The sequence below is a fragment of the Kribbella orskensis genome (genome assembly GCF_004342085.1).
In the GTDB taxonomy this organism is placed as follows: Bacteria; Actinomycetota; Actinomycetes; order Propionibacteriales; family Kribbellaceae; genus Kribbella; species Kribbella orskensis.
Window position 1 is genome coordinate 88,099 of the sequence record NZ_SLWM01000016.1, and the last position, 15,727, is coordinate 103,825.

Sequence of the window (15,727 nt, forward strand, 5' to 3'; positions counted from 1 at the left end):
ACTGTCTCGTGATGTTGGCCGGGATCGGGGAAGGTCCTGGAGAGCACGCCCCTCGGCGAAGACCGTGGTTTCCGGGCCCTGCAACCCGGCATTCGCGGCGTTTGCCAGTGCTGTCCCACCCCGTGCCCGGGTAGCTCTACCTGGGAGCGTTAGTGCGTAAGTCCATCATCGCGGTCGTGGGCGCCACGGCTGTGTTCGCCGTCGTGGGCGGCTCTGTCGCCTATGCGAGCAAGAGCAAGACCGTGAGCCTCTCCGTCGACGGCCAGGTGCAGAAGGTTCACACCTTCGGCTCCACCGTGGCGGACGCCCTGAAGGCGGAGAAGATCCAGGTCGGTGAGCGTGACGTGGTCGCGCCCTCGCTGGACTCCAAGCTGCGGGAGGGTCAGGAGATCGCGGTGCAGTACGGCCGCCAGCTGACCGTCGACGCGGACGGCACCAAGAGAAGCTTCTGGACCACGGCCGACAGCGTGAACGAGGCGCTGGCCGACCTGGGCCTGCGGTACGACGGAGCCGTGTTCTCCACCAGCCGCAGCGCCCCCATCGGGCGCGAGGGCCTGGAGCTCGTGGTCCGCACCCCGAAGACCGTCCAGATCGTCCGGCAGGGCAAGGTGGTGGCCGTGAAGTCGATGGCTTCCACCGTCGCCGAGGCGCTGACCGGCGCCAAGGTCGCCTTCGACCGTGACGACCGGGTCGTGCCGGTTCCGACGACGGCTCTCAAGCCGGGCGTCAACCGGATCACCGTGGTCAAGGTCGACGTGAGGACCGTCGCCGAGAGGCAGGCGATCGCCTTCTCCAAGAAGGAGACCAAGTCGGCCACGCTGACCGAGGGCGAGACCAAGACCACCACCAAGGGCATCCCCGGGACGAAGTCGGTCAAGTACGTGCTGACCTACCTGGACGGCAAGCTGACCACCAAGAAGCTCGTCACCGCCACCGTGGTGAAGCAGCCGGTCGACGAGCTGGTCACGGTCGGCACCAAGCCGAAGCCCGAGGAGCCGACCACCGACCCCACCCCGCCGCCGAGCGGTAACACCGGCGCCTGGGACCGGATCGCCGAGTGCGAGTCGGGCGGGAACTGGTCGATCAACTCCGGCAACGGGTACTACGGCGGCCTGCAGTTCGACCACGGCACCTGGGTGGCCTACGGCGGCGACGCCTACGCGACCAACGCCCACCTGGCCTCCAAGGCGCAGCAGATCGCGATCGCGGAGAAGGTCAAGGCCGACCGCGGTGGCTACGGCGCCTGGCCGGTCTGCGGCCAGAGGGCTTGAGCCTGACAGACTGGCGTGTGTGAGCAGCGCTGATTCATCATCCACTTCCGCCGGACCGAGGCTTCTCGGTCCGGCGGAAGTGCGTTCGCTGGCCGAGTCGCTCGGGGTCCGCCCGACCAAGCAGCGCGGCCAGAACTTCGTCATCGACCCGAACACCGTTCGCCGGATCGTCCGCGCCGCCGACCTGTCCGAGACCGGCGAGACCGTGCTCGAGGTCGGCCCCGGACTCGGCTCCCTGACGCTGGCGCTGCTCGCCGAGGGCCATCGCGTCACCGCGGTCGAGATCGACCCGGTGCTGGCCGAGGCGCTGCCGGGCACGATCGCGAAGTACGCGCCCAACCAGGCCGACCGGCTGACAGTGGTCGAGGCGGATGCGATGAACGTGCTGCCGGCGCAGATCGGCACCCCCGAGGCCTGCGTGGCGAACCTCCCGTACAACGTCGCCGTACCGGTGCTGCTGCACCTGCTGGCGATCTCGCCGTCGCTGCGGCACGGCCTCGTCATGGTCCAGTCCGAGGTCGCCGACCGGCTCGCGGCGCCCCCCGGCTCCCGGACGTACGGCGTACCGTCCGCCAAGGCTGCCTGGTACGCCGACGTCCGCCGCGCCGGGCCGATCGGCCGGAACGTGTTCTGGCCGGCCCCGAACGTCGACTCCGGCCTGGTCGCCTTCGAGCGGCGCGAGCCACCCGCCACCGCCGCGACGCGCGAGGAGGTGTTCGCCGTGATCGAGGCGGCCTTCTCGCAGCGCCGCAAGACGCTCCGCTCGGCGCTGTCGCGGTGGATGCCGGACCGCGACCGGCTGGACGCCGTACTGGGGGCCGCGGGCATCGACCCGAAGCTGCGCGGCGAGATGCTCGGCATCACCGAATTCGCTCGGATCGCGGGCGCGGCCTCCGAAGGGCACTAACCTGTGCCCGTGCCACCTCAAGCCCAGGTCACGGTCCGGTCGCCGGCCAAGATCAATCTCGGCCTGTCCGTCGGCCCACCGCGTCCGGACGGGTTCCACCCGCTTGCCACCGTCTACCAGGCCGTCGCGCTGTACGACGACGTCACCGCGACGCTGCGGGATGACGACGGTGTCACGGTCGAGGTGGTCGGCGACTTCGCGGACGACGTACCGGCCGACGACTCGAACCTCGCGGTCCGGGCCGCCCGGTTGCTGCAAGCGGAGTACGACGTCGAGGAAGGCGTCGACATCGTCATCCGCAAGACCATCCCGGTCGCCGGCGGCATGGCAGGCGGTTCCACCGACGCCGCCGCGACGCTCGTAGCCTGCAACCGGCTGTGGGGTCTCGGGTTGTCCCAGGCGGAGTTGGAGCACGTCGGCGCGGAGCTCGGCAGCGACGTACCGTTCTGCCTGGTCGGGCATACGGCGTTGGGGCGCGGCCGGGGTGAGCAGGTCACCGAGGTGATGTCCCGCGGCACGTTCCACTGGGTCTTCGCCATCGCCGAGGGAGGCCTCTCCACCCCTGCCGTCTACCAGGAACTCGACCGCCTCCGCCCGGTGCGCCGGGTGGAGCAGCCCGAGGTCCAGCCGGAACTTCTCTCCGCGCTGCTCTCCGGCGAGCCAACTGCGCTCGCGGTTGCCCTTAGCAACGACATGCAGGCCGCGGCGCTGTCGTTGCGCCCGGAGCTCGCGGACACCCTCCAGTTCGGCCTCGACCAAGGCGCCCTGGCCGCGATGATCTCCGGCTCCGGTCCCACCTGCCTCTTCCTGGCCGCCGACAGCCGCCGAGCCGTCGACCTGGCCGTAGAACTAGCCGAATCCGGCCTCTGCCGAATGGTCCGCCAAGCCGAAGGCCCAGTCCCCGGCGCCCGAATCCACCCGGCCCCGATCAACCGCTAGTCGTTTTCAGGGGGTGCCGAACCAGTTGGCTAGTGCTGCTTCCAGTGCGGTGTGCATGAGTTCCGCGACGCTGGTTGTGCCCTGGCCGGTGTTCTCCCTTGTGGATAAGGGAAAAATGAGTGGCTGGCTCAGGCGTGTGGCTCCGCTCCTGCGGTGTCATGAGTCAAGAGTTTGTAGGTCTGGCGGCGGTGTGCGGACTCCGATCAGGGGCGGCGGCCCGCAAGGACGCAGAACTCGTTCCCCTCCGGGTCGGCAAGACAGACCCAGCTCTCGTCGCCGGTTTGGCCGACGTCGGCGTGTCGAGCACCTAGGTCGAGCAGGCGACGAACCTCTTCGTCCTGCTCCCTGTCGGTTGGGTTGAGGTCGAGATGGAGCCTGTTCTTGATGGTCTTGCCCTCGGGCACGCGCGCGAATGTCAACGTCGGTGGCACTGGGCCAAGGTGGTTCTTGCCTTCAGGCACCAGAGGAGAGCCGATTATGACAGTTCCGTCGTCGTCTTCGTTCTGCACCTCGTAGGCAAGGACCGAGCACCAGAAGCGGGCGAGACCGTTGGGATCGACACAGTCGATCGCAAGCTCGGTGAACTTACTGGTCATGTCTTGACCTCCCAGTCAATTAGCGGGTCCGCCAAAGGCCACACGCTGATCGCAGTGTCCGAACGGCGAGGTAAGCCGCACGTGGTGTGCGTTCGAGGGCCCGGCGGGGTCGCAGAGCATTGTAGGTGTGGCGGAACAAGTCGACTTCGACGGCGGAGGGCCCAGCTGAACGGTGGAGGTGGACACCTGGTCGCTGTCGGCACGCATCATCGCGGCGATCTTGCGGTGCCCGGACGGGCAAGTCCAAAACTGGATCTGCTGTCCACCGTCGCTGCCGTGACGGCTTCTGCTGTCTGCTCACCCAGCCATCCTTCTCGACCCCTCAACTCAACTCCATGCCGGACAGCCTGGCTCACTCCACCGGCACCACATCAGCGGCCACCATCAGCGGGTTCGACCCTCTGTATATCTCGTCCGAGAGTCCTGGGCTGTGTGATGTTTTCCGTTGTGGACAAGGGAAAAACGGGTGGCGAACATTCGTGGCGCCTCGTTCTGTTGGGATAGAATCAAACACATGTTCGACATGGATGTGGCCGACCTCGACGCGGCCGAGACCCTCGCCGCGGCCGCACGGTTGCATGCCATGCAGCGCCAGGTTGACGCTCAACTGCTCCAGCTTGCCGCGCACTACGCTGATCTGTTCCCGGGGACGTCGATGATTCCCGGCGACGAGACGATCCCCGGAAGTGAACGTCACAAGGTGTACGGCGGTCCCGGCTGCCCAAGTATCGCCGAATTCGCTCCCGCCGAGTTCGGCGTCGTGACCGGTCGATCAGCAGCAGCCTCAGCCCGGTTCATCGGTCAGGCGCTCTCCCTGCGACACCGTCTCCCGAAGATCTGGGAAGAAGTGCAGTCCGACCGGGCAACACCCTGGAAGGCATGTCAGGTCGCCACCGCCTGCGTGACGCTCTCGATGGAAGCCGCGGCGATCGTCGACCGACGAGTGGCCGGCATCATCGACTCGGTCACGCCGTACCGACTGAGCCTCATCGTCAAAGCTGCCATCTGGCAGGCCGATCCGGAAGCCGCCCGCAAAGCAGCCGAGGAGAAGGCCCGGGAGCGTGGCGTGTGGACCGGCCGTACAGACGACCACGGCACCACTACCCTCTTCGTTCGCGCAGCAACCGGTGATGTGATCCGCCTGGACGCGACCCTCGCCCAGATCGCCGACGCACTCGCCGCCCTCGGCGACACCTCTTCCTTGGACCGTCGCCGAGCCAAGGCAATCGGCATCCTCGCCGACCCCAAACTCGCCCACGAGTTGCTGGATGTAGCCCACGTCCTCACCAAGACCGACCCCGTACCCACCACGACCGCAGCGCCCGAACCCGACCAGGCATCCGACGCCAACCACCGCGGTGAGGGTGCGAAGGGAAGCGACTGCGCCGGCGTCCGGCACGATGCCAACCTGAGCTCACCCCAGCCGATCGCACCCGCCAGCCACACCTCCGACGCGAACCGAGCGGACGATGACGCACCTTCGGCCGGAAGCGGTGCCAAAGATGCGGGTGCTGTGATGACGGCCGAGCCTGCAGAGGCTGAGCAGGCCGAGCGGCCCGAGCGGGCCGAGCAGCCCGAGCAGTCCGAGCAGGAATGGCGAATGGTGGCCGAGAAGGTGGCAGCGATCAGACAAGCGGCGTACGCCGCCGGCTCCGCTGGCGCAGACCTTCGCAAACCCGGGCGGACAAGCCTCTATGTGCACGTGGCCGGCGAGACTCTGTTCGCGGGCGAAGGCGTCGCGCGAGTCGAAGGTTTTGGCCCAGTGCTCGCGGCCCGGTTGAGCGAACTACTCGGACACGACCAGATCGTCCTGCGTCCAGTCATCGATCTGAACGACAAGGTCAGCGTCGACGCCTACGAGATCCCCCACCGGATCCGCGAACGGATAAAGCTCATGCATCCTGTAGAGCAGTTCCCCTTCGGCACAGGCGAGACCACCTACTGCACCGACGTCGACCACCTACACCCCTTCAACCCAACCGGCCCGCCCGGCCAAACCAGCACAACCAACCTCGCACCCCTGCGGCGCTACAGCCACCGGGTCAAAACCCACGGCCGCTGGAAAGTCCGCCGCCTCAACGACAACGCCCTCGAGTGGACCACCCCCCACGGCTACAAGTTCCTCGTAGACCACACCGGCACCCACCCCCACCCCAGCCCTGAGTAACGGTGAATCAGTCGGCAGGGAGGGTGCGCTGGGAGCAGGCGTTATCCGAACCGTGCACAATCTCCCTCGGATCGGCAGGTTCCGGCGATGACTCGCGGACATGGGAGCATGTCGTGCCGACTTCGTGGTCGGCAATGATCGAATGCCGGGTTACTAGGGGTTGCCAGTGTCTGTGGATGTTGTGCGGGATGCGTATGGCCGATGGGCGGAGGAATACGCCGACAGGTTCGCCTCGACGGAGGCTATGCACGAACTGGACCGCAAGCTGGTGTCGCAGTGGGCCGGTGGGATCACCGGCCGCATCATCGACGCCGGGTGCGGGCCTGGGCAGTGGGCTGACTTTCTGCGCGGCGAGGGCTGTGACGTCGAGGGTGTCGATCTTGTGCCGCGATTCGTGGACATCGCCCGGTCGCGGTTTCCCGCTGTCTCCTACCGCGTTGCGGAGCTGAAGAACCTCGGCGTGCCTGATCGCTCGGTGGCGGGGATCCTGTCGTGGTACTCGATCATCCACACCGAGCCGGACGACGTGCCCCGCATCCTCGGCGAGTTCGCACGTTGCCTGTGCGACGGTGGCAGTTTGCTGCTCGGCATGGTCGAGGGCGCCCAGGTTGAGCCGTTCTCGCACACCGTGACGACCGCCTACTTCTGGTCGATCGAGGAGATGTCACAGCGGCTGGCGGACTCGGGCTTTCAGGTCGAAGCGACGGAGAGCCGCGCTGACGGGAAACGACCCCATGCCGCCATCGTCGCGCGGCGTGTGCCTGTCGATCGATAACGGGCGGGAGCGTTCGCTTTATCCGCGTCGGCAACCATGCGAGTCATCTCAAAGGGAGTCGATAAGAGTGCTCCCGGCCGTACGAGATGAACCCAAGGCGCTGCAGGATCGGGGAGCTCGTGGTAATGCGGCCCTGGGTGAGCGCCATCGTGCCACCGTGCTCGGCGGCGTACGTCATGCGAGCGGCAAGCAGGGCACGGTAAACACCGCGGCCGCGGTACGCCTCCAGTACTGCGCCTCCCCACAGCCGGGCCACGCTGTCGACAAGCTCGACGCCCGCGACTGCGACCGGGGTGCCGTCGAGATAGCCGACGAGGAGCCCTCCGGTCCCGGCGGCGACCGAATCGCGGTAGGCCGCCGCCCGAGGGGCGAGTTCGTCGTCGGAGGCCCTGCTCCCGCCGAAGACCGAGACCCCTACAGCGTTGGCGTCGCGGGCGACCTCCAGCGCGGTCAGCCACCGCACCTCGAGCCCAGGAACATCGGGCGCCTTGACGTCGGCCGGCAAGGCCAGGGCGAGCACGTCGCCGGTGTCGACCAGCTGGGCCCCATACCCCAGCAACGCCTCGACGAAGCCGTCGGGCGCGCTGAGCCTCACATAGACGTTGACCTCCGGCAGCCCGAACTCGACGGCCCGCGCGACAACCTCCCCAAGCACGGCCTCGGCCGGTCGTGCAGACCGCACCCACTGAAGCTGCAGCGGGTCGGGGAAACGCTCCGGGAAGCGCACCAGCCGGTACTCCGCGGTCTCCGCCACCTGCGAGCCCTCCGGCTCCAGCACCCACGCCTCGTTGGCCGCCGCCACCGTCGCCAGATTGAGCTCACCCATGCGGCGGACGCTACCAAATCGTCGGTGGAGCTGAGACGTGGTCAGCCGGGGAGGGATTCTGGGGGTGGTGGGGCTAGGACGGGGTCTACTTCTTCTATGACGGAGATGCCAGAGGAGCCGTCCAGGCGGCGCCAGTTTTCGGTGAGGGTCAGGGTGCCGTCGTTGGTGTAGCCGGGGATGCTGAGGACTCGGCCGGCTGTTACGCCGCCGTCGGTGGCTAGCTGGCAGTAGCTGGCGTCGATGGTGCCGTCGGCATCGCAGGTTCCTACCAGGCGGCCGAAGTGGAGCCTTCCGCCGCCGAACTCGGCCCAGATCAGCTTGCCGTTCTGGTGGTAGCGGCCGGTCGGCGCGCCGGGCGGATTGCCGACCGGGCGGAAGATGCGGCCGTCGTAGTTGGGGGTTTCCACGGTCACCTTCCGGTCAGGATCTGGAGCAGCATCTCCGCGCCCGGCGCACTCGCGGCCAGGCCTGTCAGCACCGCTCGTACCGCGAGCGCCGGGTCGAAGCCGCGCGGCTTCAGCGCGGCGACCCCGCGGGTCACGTCGGCCTCGGCCATCAGCGGCGGCATCGTGCCATCGTGCGCCGCAGCCGCCTCACCGACATTGTTGCCGCGGGCACCATCCAGCAGCGGACGCACGTAGGCCTCGAACTCGCGGTACGACGAGAGCGTGAAGTCGCTGGCGAATCGGTCCGGCCGGTCCCAGGCGAGGTAGAGGCGGACGATGTCGACGTCCTCCTGGCCGAGGAAGTCGTTCGCCCAGATCGCGTGGTTGCGGCTGGTCGAGAACTTCTCCCCGTCGAGGGTGTAGAACTCGTTGACCTGCGCGCCACCGATCGCCTCGGGCGGAACCCCCGCGGCCAGGTACACGGCCGGCCAGAACAAGGCGAAGTAGAACCCGTTGTCGATCCCGTTGAAGTGCCAGAGTCCGGCAACTTCGGACCACGCCGCGGTCGTGTTCTCCAGCCCGAGCGACCCGGGCTTGAGGGACTCCGCAACGCCGTACAGGTTGCTCAGGCCGACCTCGGCATAGACCTCGAGCCGCAGACCCGAGTGCGGCCCGGTGCCGGCGAGTCCCCAGTTGGTGGGATACGCGATCGGTACGTCGGGGAGCCGGTTCTCCAGGTAGTGCGTGACGATCTGGCGAGCGCGATCCGACAGTTCGGCGCGCAGCCAGACCTCGATCAGTTCCTCGCGGTAGTCCTCCATCGGCAGCACCGGCACGGTCGCCGTGAAGGGCCGGGGTTCGCCGCCGCAGCGGTTGCAGCGCGGGTCGATCAGGTTCTCGGCCGAGGTGTAACCGCCGCAGCCCTCGCAACCACCTCCGGCGGCCCCCGAGCCGCACCACGCGCACTTGCCCACGACGTACGACTGGTGCAGGGTGCGGTCGCAGTCCGAGCAGGCGAGCAGGGTGAGCTTGCGCATCGGGAAGCGCCCCGCGGTGGTGAGATCGGCGGCGAGGGTGGTGACACCGCGCTGGTACTCCGGACTCTGCGGGTCGAGGAAAACGTCGTACTGGATCCTCGCGGCATCCAGTGCGGCGACGATCTCCTCACGGAACGAGGCGGCCAGTTTCTCGACGTCGACGCCTTCCTTCTCGGCCCGCGTCAGCACCCAGTTCTGGTGTACGTCGAACCCGGCGGTCGTGATGACGCGTTCACCGCGGGCGCGAGCGGCCCGGGCGGCGATGTCGGCGGCCAGGTAGGGACCGGAGAGGTGGCCGACGTGCATCGGCCCGTTGGCGGTGGCGGGGGGAACGATGACAACGGTGACGCCGGTGGCGGTCGTGGTGGTCATGCGGGGCGGCTCCTGCCCGAGCGGCGATAACGGTCGGTGGACATGCGCCGACCCGGTGACGCTTGCCACCGGATCGGTCGCAGTCCGCGACGTTACTCCTCCGCCGGAACCCTCCGCCAGACGGAAAACCCTTGCAAACAAGGGGTTCTCATCCCGCTGGCGTAAACGAACGTTTGAAGGCTCAGACCTGGTAGAAACAGCACGTGGCGGTGGCCCCGGTGGCCATGTTGACAACACCTCCGTCGAGCTCCTGGGAGCCGCGGATCAGGAAGCCGCCGAGCCCGCCGGCGACGAGGAAGGCACCCCAGGTGAGCAGCCACTGCTCGCTGCCGTCGTCGGTCAGAAACTCCTCCGGCACTGGCCGGATCCGGCGCTGCAGCACCCACGGGTTGTCCATCGCTTCGGCGAGCCGGGAGGCCCAGGTGGCCTCGCCGGTCTGCCAGCCGAGCAGTACGCCGTCGCCGCCGTGCAGGGCGGTTGGCTTGAGCACCAGTTCCTCGCGGTTCGCGACGGCGTGCTCGAGCAGATCCACCTGCTGCCCGTCCACGGTGACCGGGCCGCTGCGCACCATCCGGGTCCACGGCAGGATCCGGTCCAGCGCAGCGAGTTCGTCTGCGGGGTAGCGGTCGCGGTACGCCTCGTCGGACAGCAGCGCGAGTGATCCCTTGCTGCCGTAGAGCTCGGCGTCCAGTGGCGTGAAGATCGAGACATGCCCGCGCTCTGAAGCCTGCAGCACCGGCTCCAGCATCTCGACCGCGCCGGGCTTCAGCACGTCCTCGATCATGAACAGCCGGAACACCACGTCGATCGCACGGTCGCCAAGCCAGATCCGGTCGTCGCGGTACTCGAGCGCGTCCACCGGACAGGGCAGTGCGTCGATCCCGAGCGGGGCCAGCATCTCCGCGCTCTTGTGCAGTTGGCGTTCCAGGTCCGGGTAGCTGTCCGGGAAGTCGGCGATCGCCATCACCGGCCGTACGCCGGTCGGCACCTTCGCCTCGGTCAGGATGGTCCGGACGACGTCCTCCATCGTCTCGGCGTTGGTCAACTGGTTCGCCGCCACGAACTCGGCGATGAACGGGTGCTCGAGCATCGCCGCGTTCAGCACCGGGTTGTCGACACCGCCGACGGTGCTGCCCATGTTGATCTCGAGCAGGTGGAAGCCCCGCTCGTCGCGGTACATGTCCGCGCGGCCCATCCGGCTGGGCGCCGGCCCGCGGCCGCGGGAGACGGCCTGGACCTGCGGCTCGGTCAGCCCGACGTACCGGGCGAACTCGGCGAGGTCGCCGCCGAAGACGCGCTCGGGCAGCCGGGTCAGAGCGGAGTGCAGCAGGTCGAGATCGGCCTTCAGCTGCCGATACTCGGTCGCGCCGAGGAAGGCTGGCCGGCTCAGGCACCGGCCGAGAAAGGTGGTCGCATCGAGCTTCGGTGCGGCCGCCGAGAGGATCGCACTGGCTTTTGGCCCGCGTTCGGCAGCAGCGGCGAGGTAGTCGTCCGTCAGTGACATAGGAGCTCCTTGTTTCTCCCCACGGCGCCCGGAATCCCTTGTTCCGCGAAGTTTTCGAGCAAGACCTGGGCCGCCGTGGGGCGCAGGCTACTGGGCAGGCGGACGCGGTTGGAAGGGGTGGAGAAAAACAGGTGCGTCCGGTAATGAACCGCATTACCATCAACAAACGTTTGTCCCGCGGGAGCCAGTGAGAGGGAGTTCCAGATGCGCCGGGTGTCGATCTACGCCGTCACTCCTGATCGCTGCGACGCACCCGCGAGGACCTTTGAACACCCTGACGATGGGCATCTTGGCGCATGTTGACGCCGGCAAGACCAGTCTGACCGAACGCCTGCTGCACGCGGCCGGCGTGATCGACCACGTCGGCAGCGTGGACGACGGCAGCACCCGCACCGACTCGATGGACCTCGAGCGTCGGCGCGGTATCACGATCCGCTCGGCGGTCGTCTCCTTCGAACTCGGCGACCTGACCGTGAACCTGATCGACACCCCGGGCCACTCCGACTTCATCGCCGAGGTCGAGCGCGCGCTGTCCGTCCTGGACGGCGCCGTGCTGGTGATCTCGGCGGTCGAGGGCGTCCAGGTGCAGACCCGGCTGCTCATGCGCACGCTGAGCCGGCTGCGCATCCCGACGCTGCTGTTCGTGAACAAGACCGACCGGATGGGCGCCCGGTACGACGACCTGCTCGCCGACATCAGGCGGCTCCTCGCACCGAGTGCGGCGCCGCTCTCGACCGTCAGCGATCTCGGCACTCGTGCCGCCCGGAGTCATCCTGTTCCGTTGGACAGCCTCGGCGATCTGCTTGCCGACCACAACGACACCTTCCTGGCGCGGTATCTTGACGGCACGTTGGCGTCGGAGGACTACCAGCGCGAGCTCGCCCGGCAGGTGGGGGAGTGCCTCGCTCATCCGGTGTACTTCGGCTCGGCGATGACCGGCGACGGTGTTCCCGAGTTGATCGAGGGCATCCGCCAGTGGTTGCCGCGAGCAACCGGTTCTCCTGCGGATCCGTTGCAGGGCACGGTGTTCAAGGTGGAACGCGGCCCGGCCGGGGAGAAGATCGCCTCCGCTCGGGTCTTCGCGGGCACCCTGCGCTCGCGCGAGTACGTCGACCTGCGTCGCGGCGGAACGTCGTACACCGCGAAGCCGACGTCGGTGCGGGTCTTCGAGCGCGGCGGGACGATCCCGGTCGGCGCGGCGGAGGCCGGGCGGATCGTGGCGCTGCGCGGTCTGAAGGAGATCCAGATCGGCGATCAGCTCGGTCGCGCGGTGGAGCGAGCCGGGCAGCTCTTCTCCCCACCGACGCTGGAGACCGTCGTCGAGTCGGCCGACCGGACGAAGTTGTACGTCGCGCTGCAGCAACTCGCCGAGCAGGACCCGCTGATCCAGGTCCGCAAGAACCCGGTCGGCCAGGAGATCTCGGTCCACCTGTACGGGGAGGTCCAGAAGGAGGTGATCGCCTCGCTGCTGGAGACGGAGTACGGGCTGTCTGTCACCTTCGCCGAGACGCAGCCGATCCACATCGAGCGACCGGTCGGCATCGGTACTGCGGTCCGCATGATCGGCGACCCGGCCAACCTCTGGTACGCGGGCGTCGGCTTCCGCGTCTCGCCTGGCGGTCCTGGGATCGACTACCGGCTGGAGGTGGAGCTCGGCGGGCTGCCGAGGGCGTTCCACACGGCGATCGAGGAGACCGCGCGGCAATGCCTGCAGCAAGGTCTGTACGGCTGGGAGGTCCCGGACTGCCGGGTGCACCTCATCCACACGCGGTACATCGCCCCGATGACCGTGGCCGCGGACTTCCGGCGGCTGGTTCCGCTGGTCCTGATGCAGGCACTGCAGGAAGCCGGGACGCGAGTATGCGAACCGGTCAACCGCTTCGAGCTCGAGGTGCCGCCCGAGGCGGTCTCCGCGGTCCTGGCCAAGCTCGCGGAATCCCTGGCCACGGTGGAGGACACCACCGTCGCCTCGGACCAGGCACACCTGACCGGCCTCATCCCAGCCGGTCGCCTGCACGCGTTCGAGTCCCACCTCCCCGGCCTCACCCACGGCGAAGGCGTCCTCCTCACCACCTTCGAAGGCTTCCACCCCGTCCCCGGCCCCCCACCCCACCACCCCCGAACCGACGGCAACCCCCTCAACCAGAAGCAATACCTCCTCCACCTCAACCAGACCTAGTCGGAGCTGTTACCGGGGCTCAACTAGGCTGGGCGAGTTATGGCCGCTACCCCTGCACCCAACCTTGTCAATCTGGAAGCCGTCTCCAAGGGCTTCGGAACCCGGACCCTGCTCGACGGGGTGAGTCTCGGCGTCGGCCGGGGTGAGCGCATCGGCGTGGTGGGGCGGAACGGCGACGGCAAGTCGACGCTGCTGCGGCTGCTCGCGCGGCGGGAGGCGGCGGATGCCGGGCGGATCACGCACAACCGGGATCTGCGGCTGGGGTACCTCGGGCAGAGCGACGACCTGGAGCCGACGCAGACCGTCGCGCACGCCGTACTGGGTGGTGCCGAGACCTACACCTGGGCCGCCGACCCGCGGGCGCGGTCCGTCATGGAGCACCTGCTCGGCGGCGTCGACCACGAAGCACAGGTCGGCACGCTGAGCGGTGGTGAGCGGCGCCGGGTCTCCCTGGCGAAGCTGCTGCTCACCGACGTCGACCTGCTGATCCTCGACGAGCCCACCAACCACCTCGACATCGAGGCGGTGAACTGGCTCGCCGATCACGTGGTGGATCGTGCCGGCGCGCTGATCGTGGTGACCCACGACCGCTGGTTCCTCGACGCCGTCTGCACCAACACGTGGGAGGTCCAGGGCGGCAAGGTCAGCTCGTACGAGGGTGGTTACGCCGCCTACGTGCTGGCGAAGGCGGAGCGGTCGCGCAACGAGCAGGTCGTCGAGGGCAAGCGGCAGAACCTGATGAAGAAGGAGCTCGCCTGGCTCCGCCGCGGCGCCCCGGCCCGGACGTCGAAGCCCAAGTTCCGGATCGAGGCGGCGAACGCCCTGATCGAGAACGAGCCCGCCCCGCGCGACAAGCTCGCTCTCGCGAAACTGGCGACCTCACGGCTCGGCAAGGACGTGTTCGACGCCGAGGACGTCAGCCTGTCGTTCGGCAACCGGTTGATGCTGAACCACGTCACCTTCCGCCTCGGCCCAGCCGACCGGATCGGTCTGCTCGGCCCGAACGGCGCCGGCAAGACCACCTTCCTCAAGGTGCTCACCGGACTGCTGCCCCCGGATTCCGGCAAGGTCAAGCAGGGCAAGACGGTCCGGATCGCGAACCTCTCGCAGACCCTCGAGGATCTCGACGGCTCGGTCACCGTCCTCACGCACATCACCGACATCCGCCGTACTGCGGCCCTGGCCGGCCGCGGCGGGGAGATGACCTCGTCGCAGCTGCTCGAGCGGTTCGGGTTCACCGGCGACAAGCTGACCACCCGGATCAGCGACCTGTCCGGTGGCGAGCGTCGCCGGCTGCAGCTGCTGCGGATCCTGCTCGACGAGCCGAACGTGCTGATCCTCGACGAGCCGACCAACGACCTGGACGTCGAGACGCTCACCGTGCTCGAGGACTTTCTCGACGGCTGGCCGGGCGTCGTCGTGGTCGTCACCCACGACCGGTACTTCCTGGAGCGGGTCAGCGACATGGTCTACGCGATCATGGGCGACGGCAACGTCCGGCACCTCCCCCGCGGCGTCGACCAGTACCTGCAAGAACTCGAGTCCGGTACTGCGCCGCGCCGCGTCGCCGCCGCGCCGGTGGCCGAGGCGACGACCGAGGCAGCGGCGGAACCGGAGCCGGTCGTCGACGCGGCCGCGGCCCGGGCGGCGAAGAAGGACCTGAACCGGATCGAGCGGCAGCTCAGCAAGCTCACCGAGTCCGAGGCCAAGCTGCACGACCAGCTGGCGGCGAACGCGAGCAACTACGGGCGGCTGGCCGAGCTCGACACGGAGCTGCGCAAGCTCGCGGAAGAACGCGCCGAGCTGGAAACCGCGTGGTTCGAAGCGGCCGAGCGCGCGGAATAGCAGTGTAATTCGCAGAATGTATACATGATCAAATCCCGCTGGAACTGAGTCGCGGCACACCCTCCGATCCCCTGTGACTGGGAGGGTATGCCGCGACTGCCGGGTGAGCGGGCCCCGTTGGGTCGCTGTTGTCCGGGCCCCGAGCCCCGGACACCACCGACCTTCCTCGGCGGACCACCTCTTGCCGCCGAAGTTCACCGGATGAGAACGTTCTGTAGTTGATCGAGCACCAATGGTGAGGACACTAGTCCGGCCGGTCGCTCAGTGTCGACAGTCGTCCGCTACGGCAATCTCTCGATCTCGTTGCAACCTGCAACGATCGCCGGGGCATTAAGTGACGCGCCGTCTTTCGGATTATTCCGACACAATTCGGGCGGGCTTCTTCGCGCTCCGCCGGAATGCCCGCTCACTGCTTTTCGAGATCGAACGGACCGACCAGTTCGCGCAGTACCCGGGCGATCTTCGCCTGGTCGCGTTCGCTGATCGAGCCGAGCAGCCGCCGCTCGTGCGCGAGCAGATCGGCCATCGCCGCGTCGACCGAGTCGCGGCCGGCGTCGGTGAGTTGCACCAGGACGCCGCGGCGGTCCGCCGGATCCGGGAGTCGCTCGACCAGACCGCGGGCGGCCAGTCGGTCCACCCGGTTCGTCATCGTCCCGGACGTCACCAGGGTCTCCTTGAGCAACCGCCCGGGGGAGAGTTGGTACGGCTTGCCGGCCCGGCGCAGCGCGGCGAGCACGTCGAACTCCCAGGACTCCAGTCCGTGGGTCGCGAACGCATGGCTGCGGGCGCGGTCCAGGTGCCGGGCCAGCCGGCTGACCCGGGAGAGCACCTCCATCGGCGCCACGTCGAGGTCAGGCCGTTCCCGGCGCCAGGCCTCGATCAGCCGGTCGACCTCGTCTCTCATGCTTCGAGACTATGTCATC

At 68.2% G+C, this 15,727-nt stretch carries 13 protein-coding genes; 7 read left to right on the forward strand and 6 right to left on the reverse strand.

Annotation, left to right across the window (positions count from 1 at the left end):
- Nucleotides 1-152 precede the first annotated feature (152 nt).
- The 3 genes from EV644_RS47585 (at nt 153) to EV644_RS31665 (ending at nt 3,117) form a co-directional block, all read left to right on the forward strand.
- Entirely contained in the window at nt 153-1,271 is a 1,119-nt protein-coding gene (locus EV644_RS47585; protein ID WP_132192877.1) for a resuscitation-promoting factor, read from the forward strand.
- 79 nt (nt 1,272-1,350) lie between these two features.
- Nucleotides 1,351-2,178 (forward strand): 16S rRNA (adenine(1518)-N(6)/adenine(1519)-N(6))-dimethyltransferase RsmA, encoded by an 828-nt coding sequence (rsmA, locus tag EV644_RS31660; protein ID WP_241999061.1) that lies wholly within the window; start codon nt 1,351-1,353, stop codon nt 2,176-2,178.
- 3 nt (nt 2,179-2,181) lie between these two features.
- The gene (locus EV644_RS31665; RefSeq protein ID WP_132192881.1) at nt 2,182-3,117 is read left to right on the forward strand and encodes a 4-(cytidine 5'-diphospho)-2-C-methyl-D-erythritol kinase; all 936 of its coding nucleotides are present in this window, start codon (nt 2,182-2,184) and stop codon (nt 3,115-3,117) included.
- Between the two features lie 203 nt (nt 3,118-3,320).
- On the opposite strand, the gene EV644_RS31670 is transcribed toward EV644_RS31665, so the two are convergent.
- A complete protein-coding gene (locus tag EV644_RS31670) occupies nt 3,321-3,713 on the reverse strand; it encodes a VOC family protein (RefSeq protein WP_132192883.1) in 393 nt (130 codons plus the stop codon).
- A 466-nt stretch (nt 3,714-4,179) separates the two neighbouring features.
- On the opposite strand from EV644_RS31670, the gene EV644_RS31675 reads away from it, so the two are divergent.
- Nucleotides 4,180-5,880, forward strand: coding sequence for a hypothetical protein (locus tag EV644_RS31675; protein WP_132192885.1), 1,701 nt, complete (start codon nt 4,180-4,182; stop codon nt 5,878-5,880).
- Between the two features lie 244 nt (nt 5,881-6,124).
- Nucleotides 6,125-6,655 carry a class I SAM-dependent methyltransferase gene (locus EV644_RS31680; protein ID WP_199240100.1) on the forward strand — a complete coding sequence of 177 codons (531 nt, stop codon included), beginning with the start codon at nt 6,125-6,127 and terminating at the stop codon, nt 6,653-6,655.
- A gap of 43 nt (nt 6,656-6,698) precedes the next feature.
- Here the strand turns inward: EV644_RS31680 and EV644_RS31685 are convergent, their stop codons facing one another.
- The 4 genes from EV644_RS31685 to EV644_RS31700 form a co-directional block, all read right to left on the reverse strand.
- Entirely contained in the window at nt 6,699-7,481 is a 783-nt protein-coding gene (locus EV644_RS31685) for a GNAT family N-acetyltransferase (RefSeq protein WP_132192889.1), read from the reverse strand.
- Nucleotides 7,482-7,522: 41 nt separating this feature from the next.
- A complete protein-coding gene (locus EV644_RS31690) occupies nt 7,523-7,888 on the reverse strand; it encodes an avidin-fold protein (protein WP_132192891.1) in 366 nt (121 codons plus the stop codon).
- Between the two features lie 2 nt (nt 7,889-7,890).
- The gene (locus EV644_RS31695) at nt 7,891-9,276 is read right to left on the reverse strand and encodes a class I tRNA ligase family protein (RefSeq protein WP_132192893.1); all 1,386 of its coding nucleotides are present in this window, start codon (nt 9,274-9,276) and stop codon (nt 7,891-7,893) included.
- A gap of 181 nt (nt 9,277-9,457) precedes the next feature.
- A complete protein-coding gene (locus EV644_RS31700) occupies nt 9,458-10,780 on the reverse strand; it encodes a hypothetical protein (RefSeq protein WP_132192895.1) in 1,323 nt (440 codons plus the stop codon).
- Nucleotides 10,781-11,060: 280 nt separating this feature from the next.
- On the opposite strand from EV644_RS31700, the gene EV644_RS31705 reads away from it, so the two are divergent.
- Together EV644_RS31705 and EV644_RS31710 are read left to right on the forward strand one after the other, a co-directional pair.
- Nucleotides 11,061-12,959, forward strand: coding sequence for an elongation factor G (locus EV644_RS31705; protein ID WP_199240101.1), 1,899 nt, complete (start codon nt 11,061-11,063; stop codon nt 12,957-12,959).
- Between the two features lie 39 nt (nt 12,960-12,998).
- Nucleotides 12,999-14,804, forward strand: coding sequence for an ABC-F family ATP-binding cassette domain-containing protein (locus EV644_RS31710; RefSeq protein WP_132192899.1), 1,806 nt, complete (start codon nt 12,999-13,001; stop codon nt 14,802-14,804).
- 406 nt (nt 14,805-15,210) lie between these two features.
- Here EV644_RS31710 and EV644_RS31715 read toward each other — a convergent pair whose 3' ends face one another.
- On the reverse strand, nt 15,211-15,708 hold the full coding sequence (locus EV644_RS31715) for a MarR family winged helix-turn-helix transcriptional regulator (RefSeq protein ID WP_132192901.1): 498 nt from the start codon (nt 15,706-15,708) through the stop codon (nt 15,211-15,213).
- Nucleotides 15,709-15,727 lie beyond the last annotated feature (19 nt).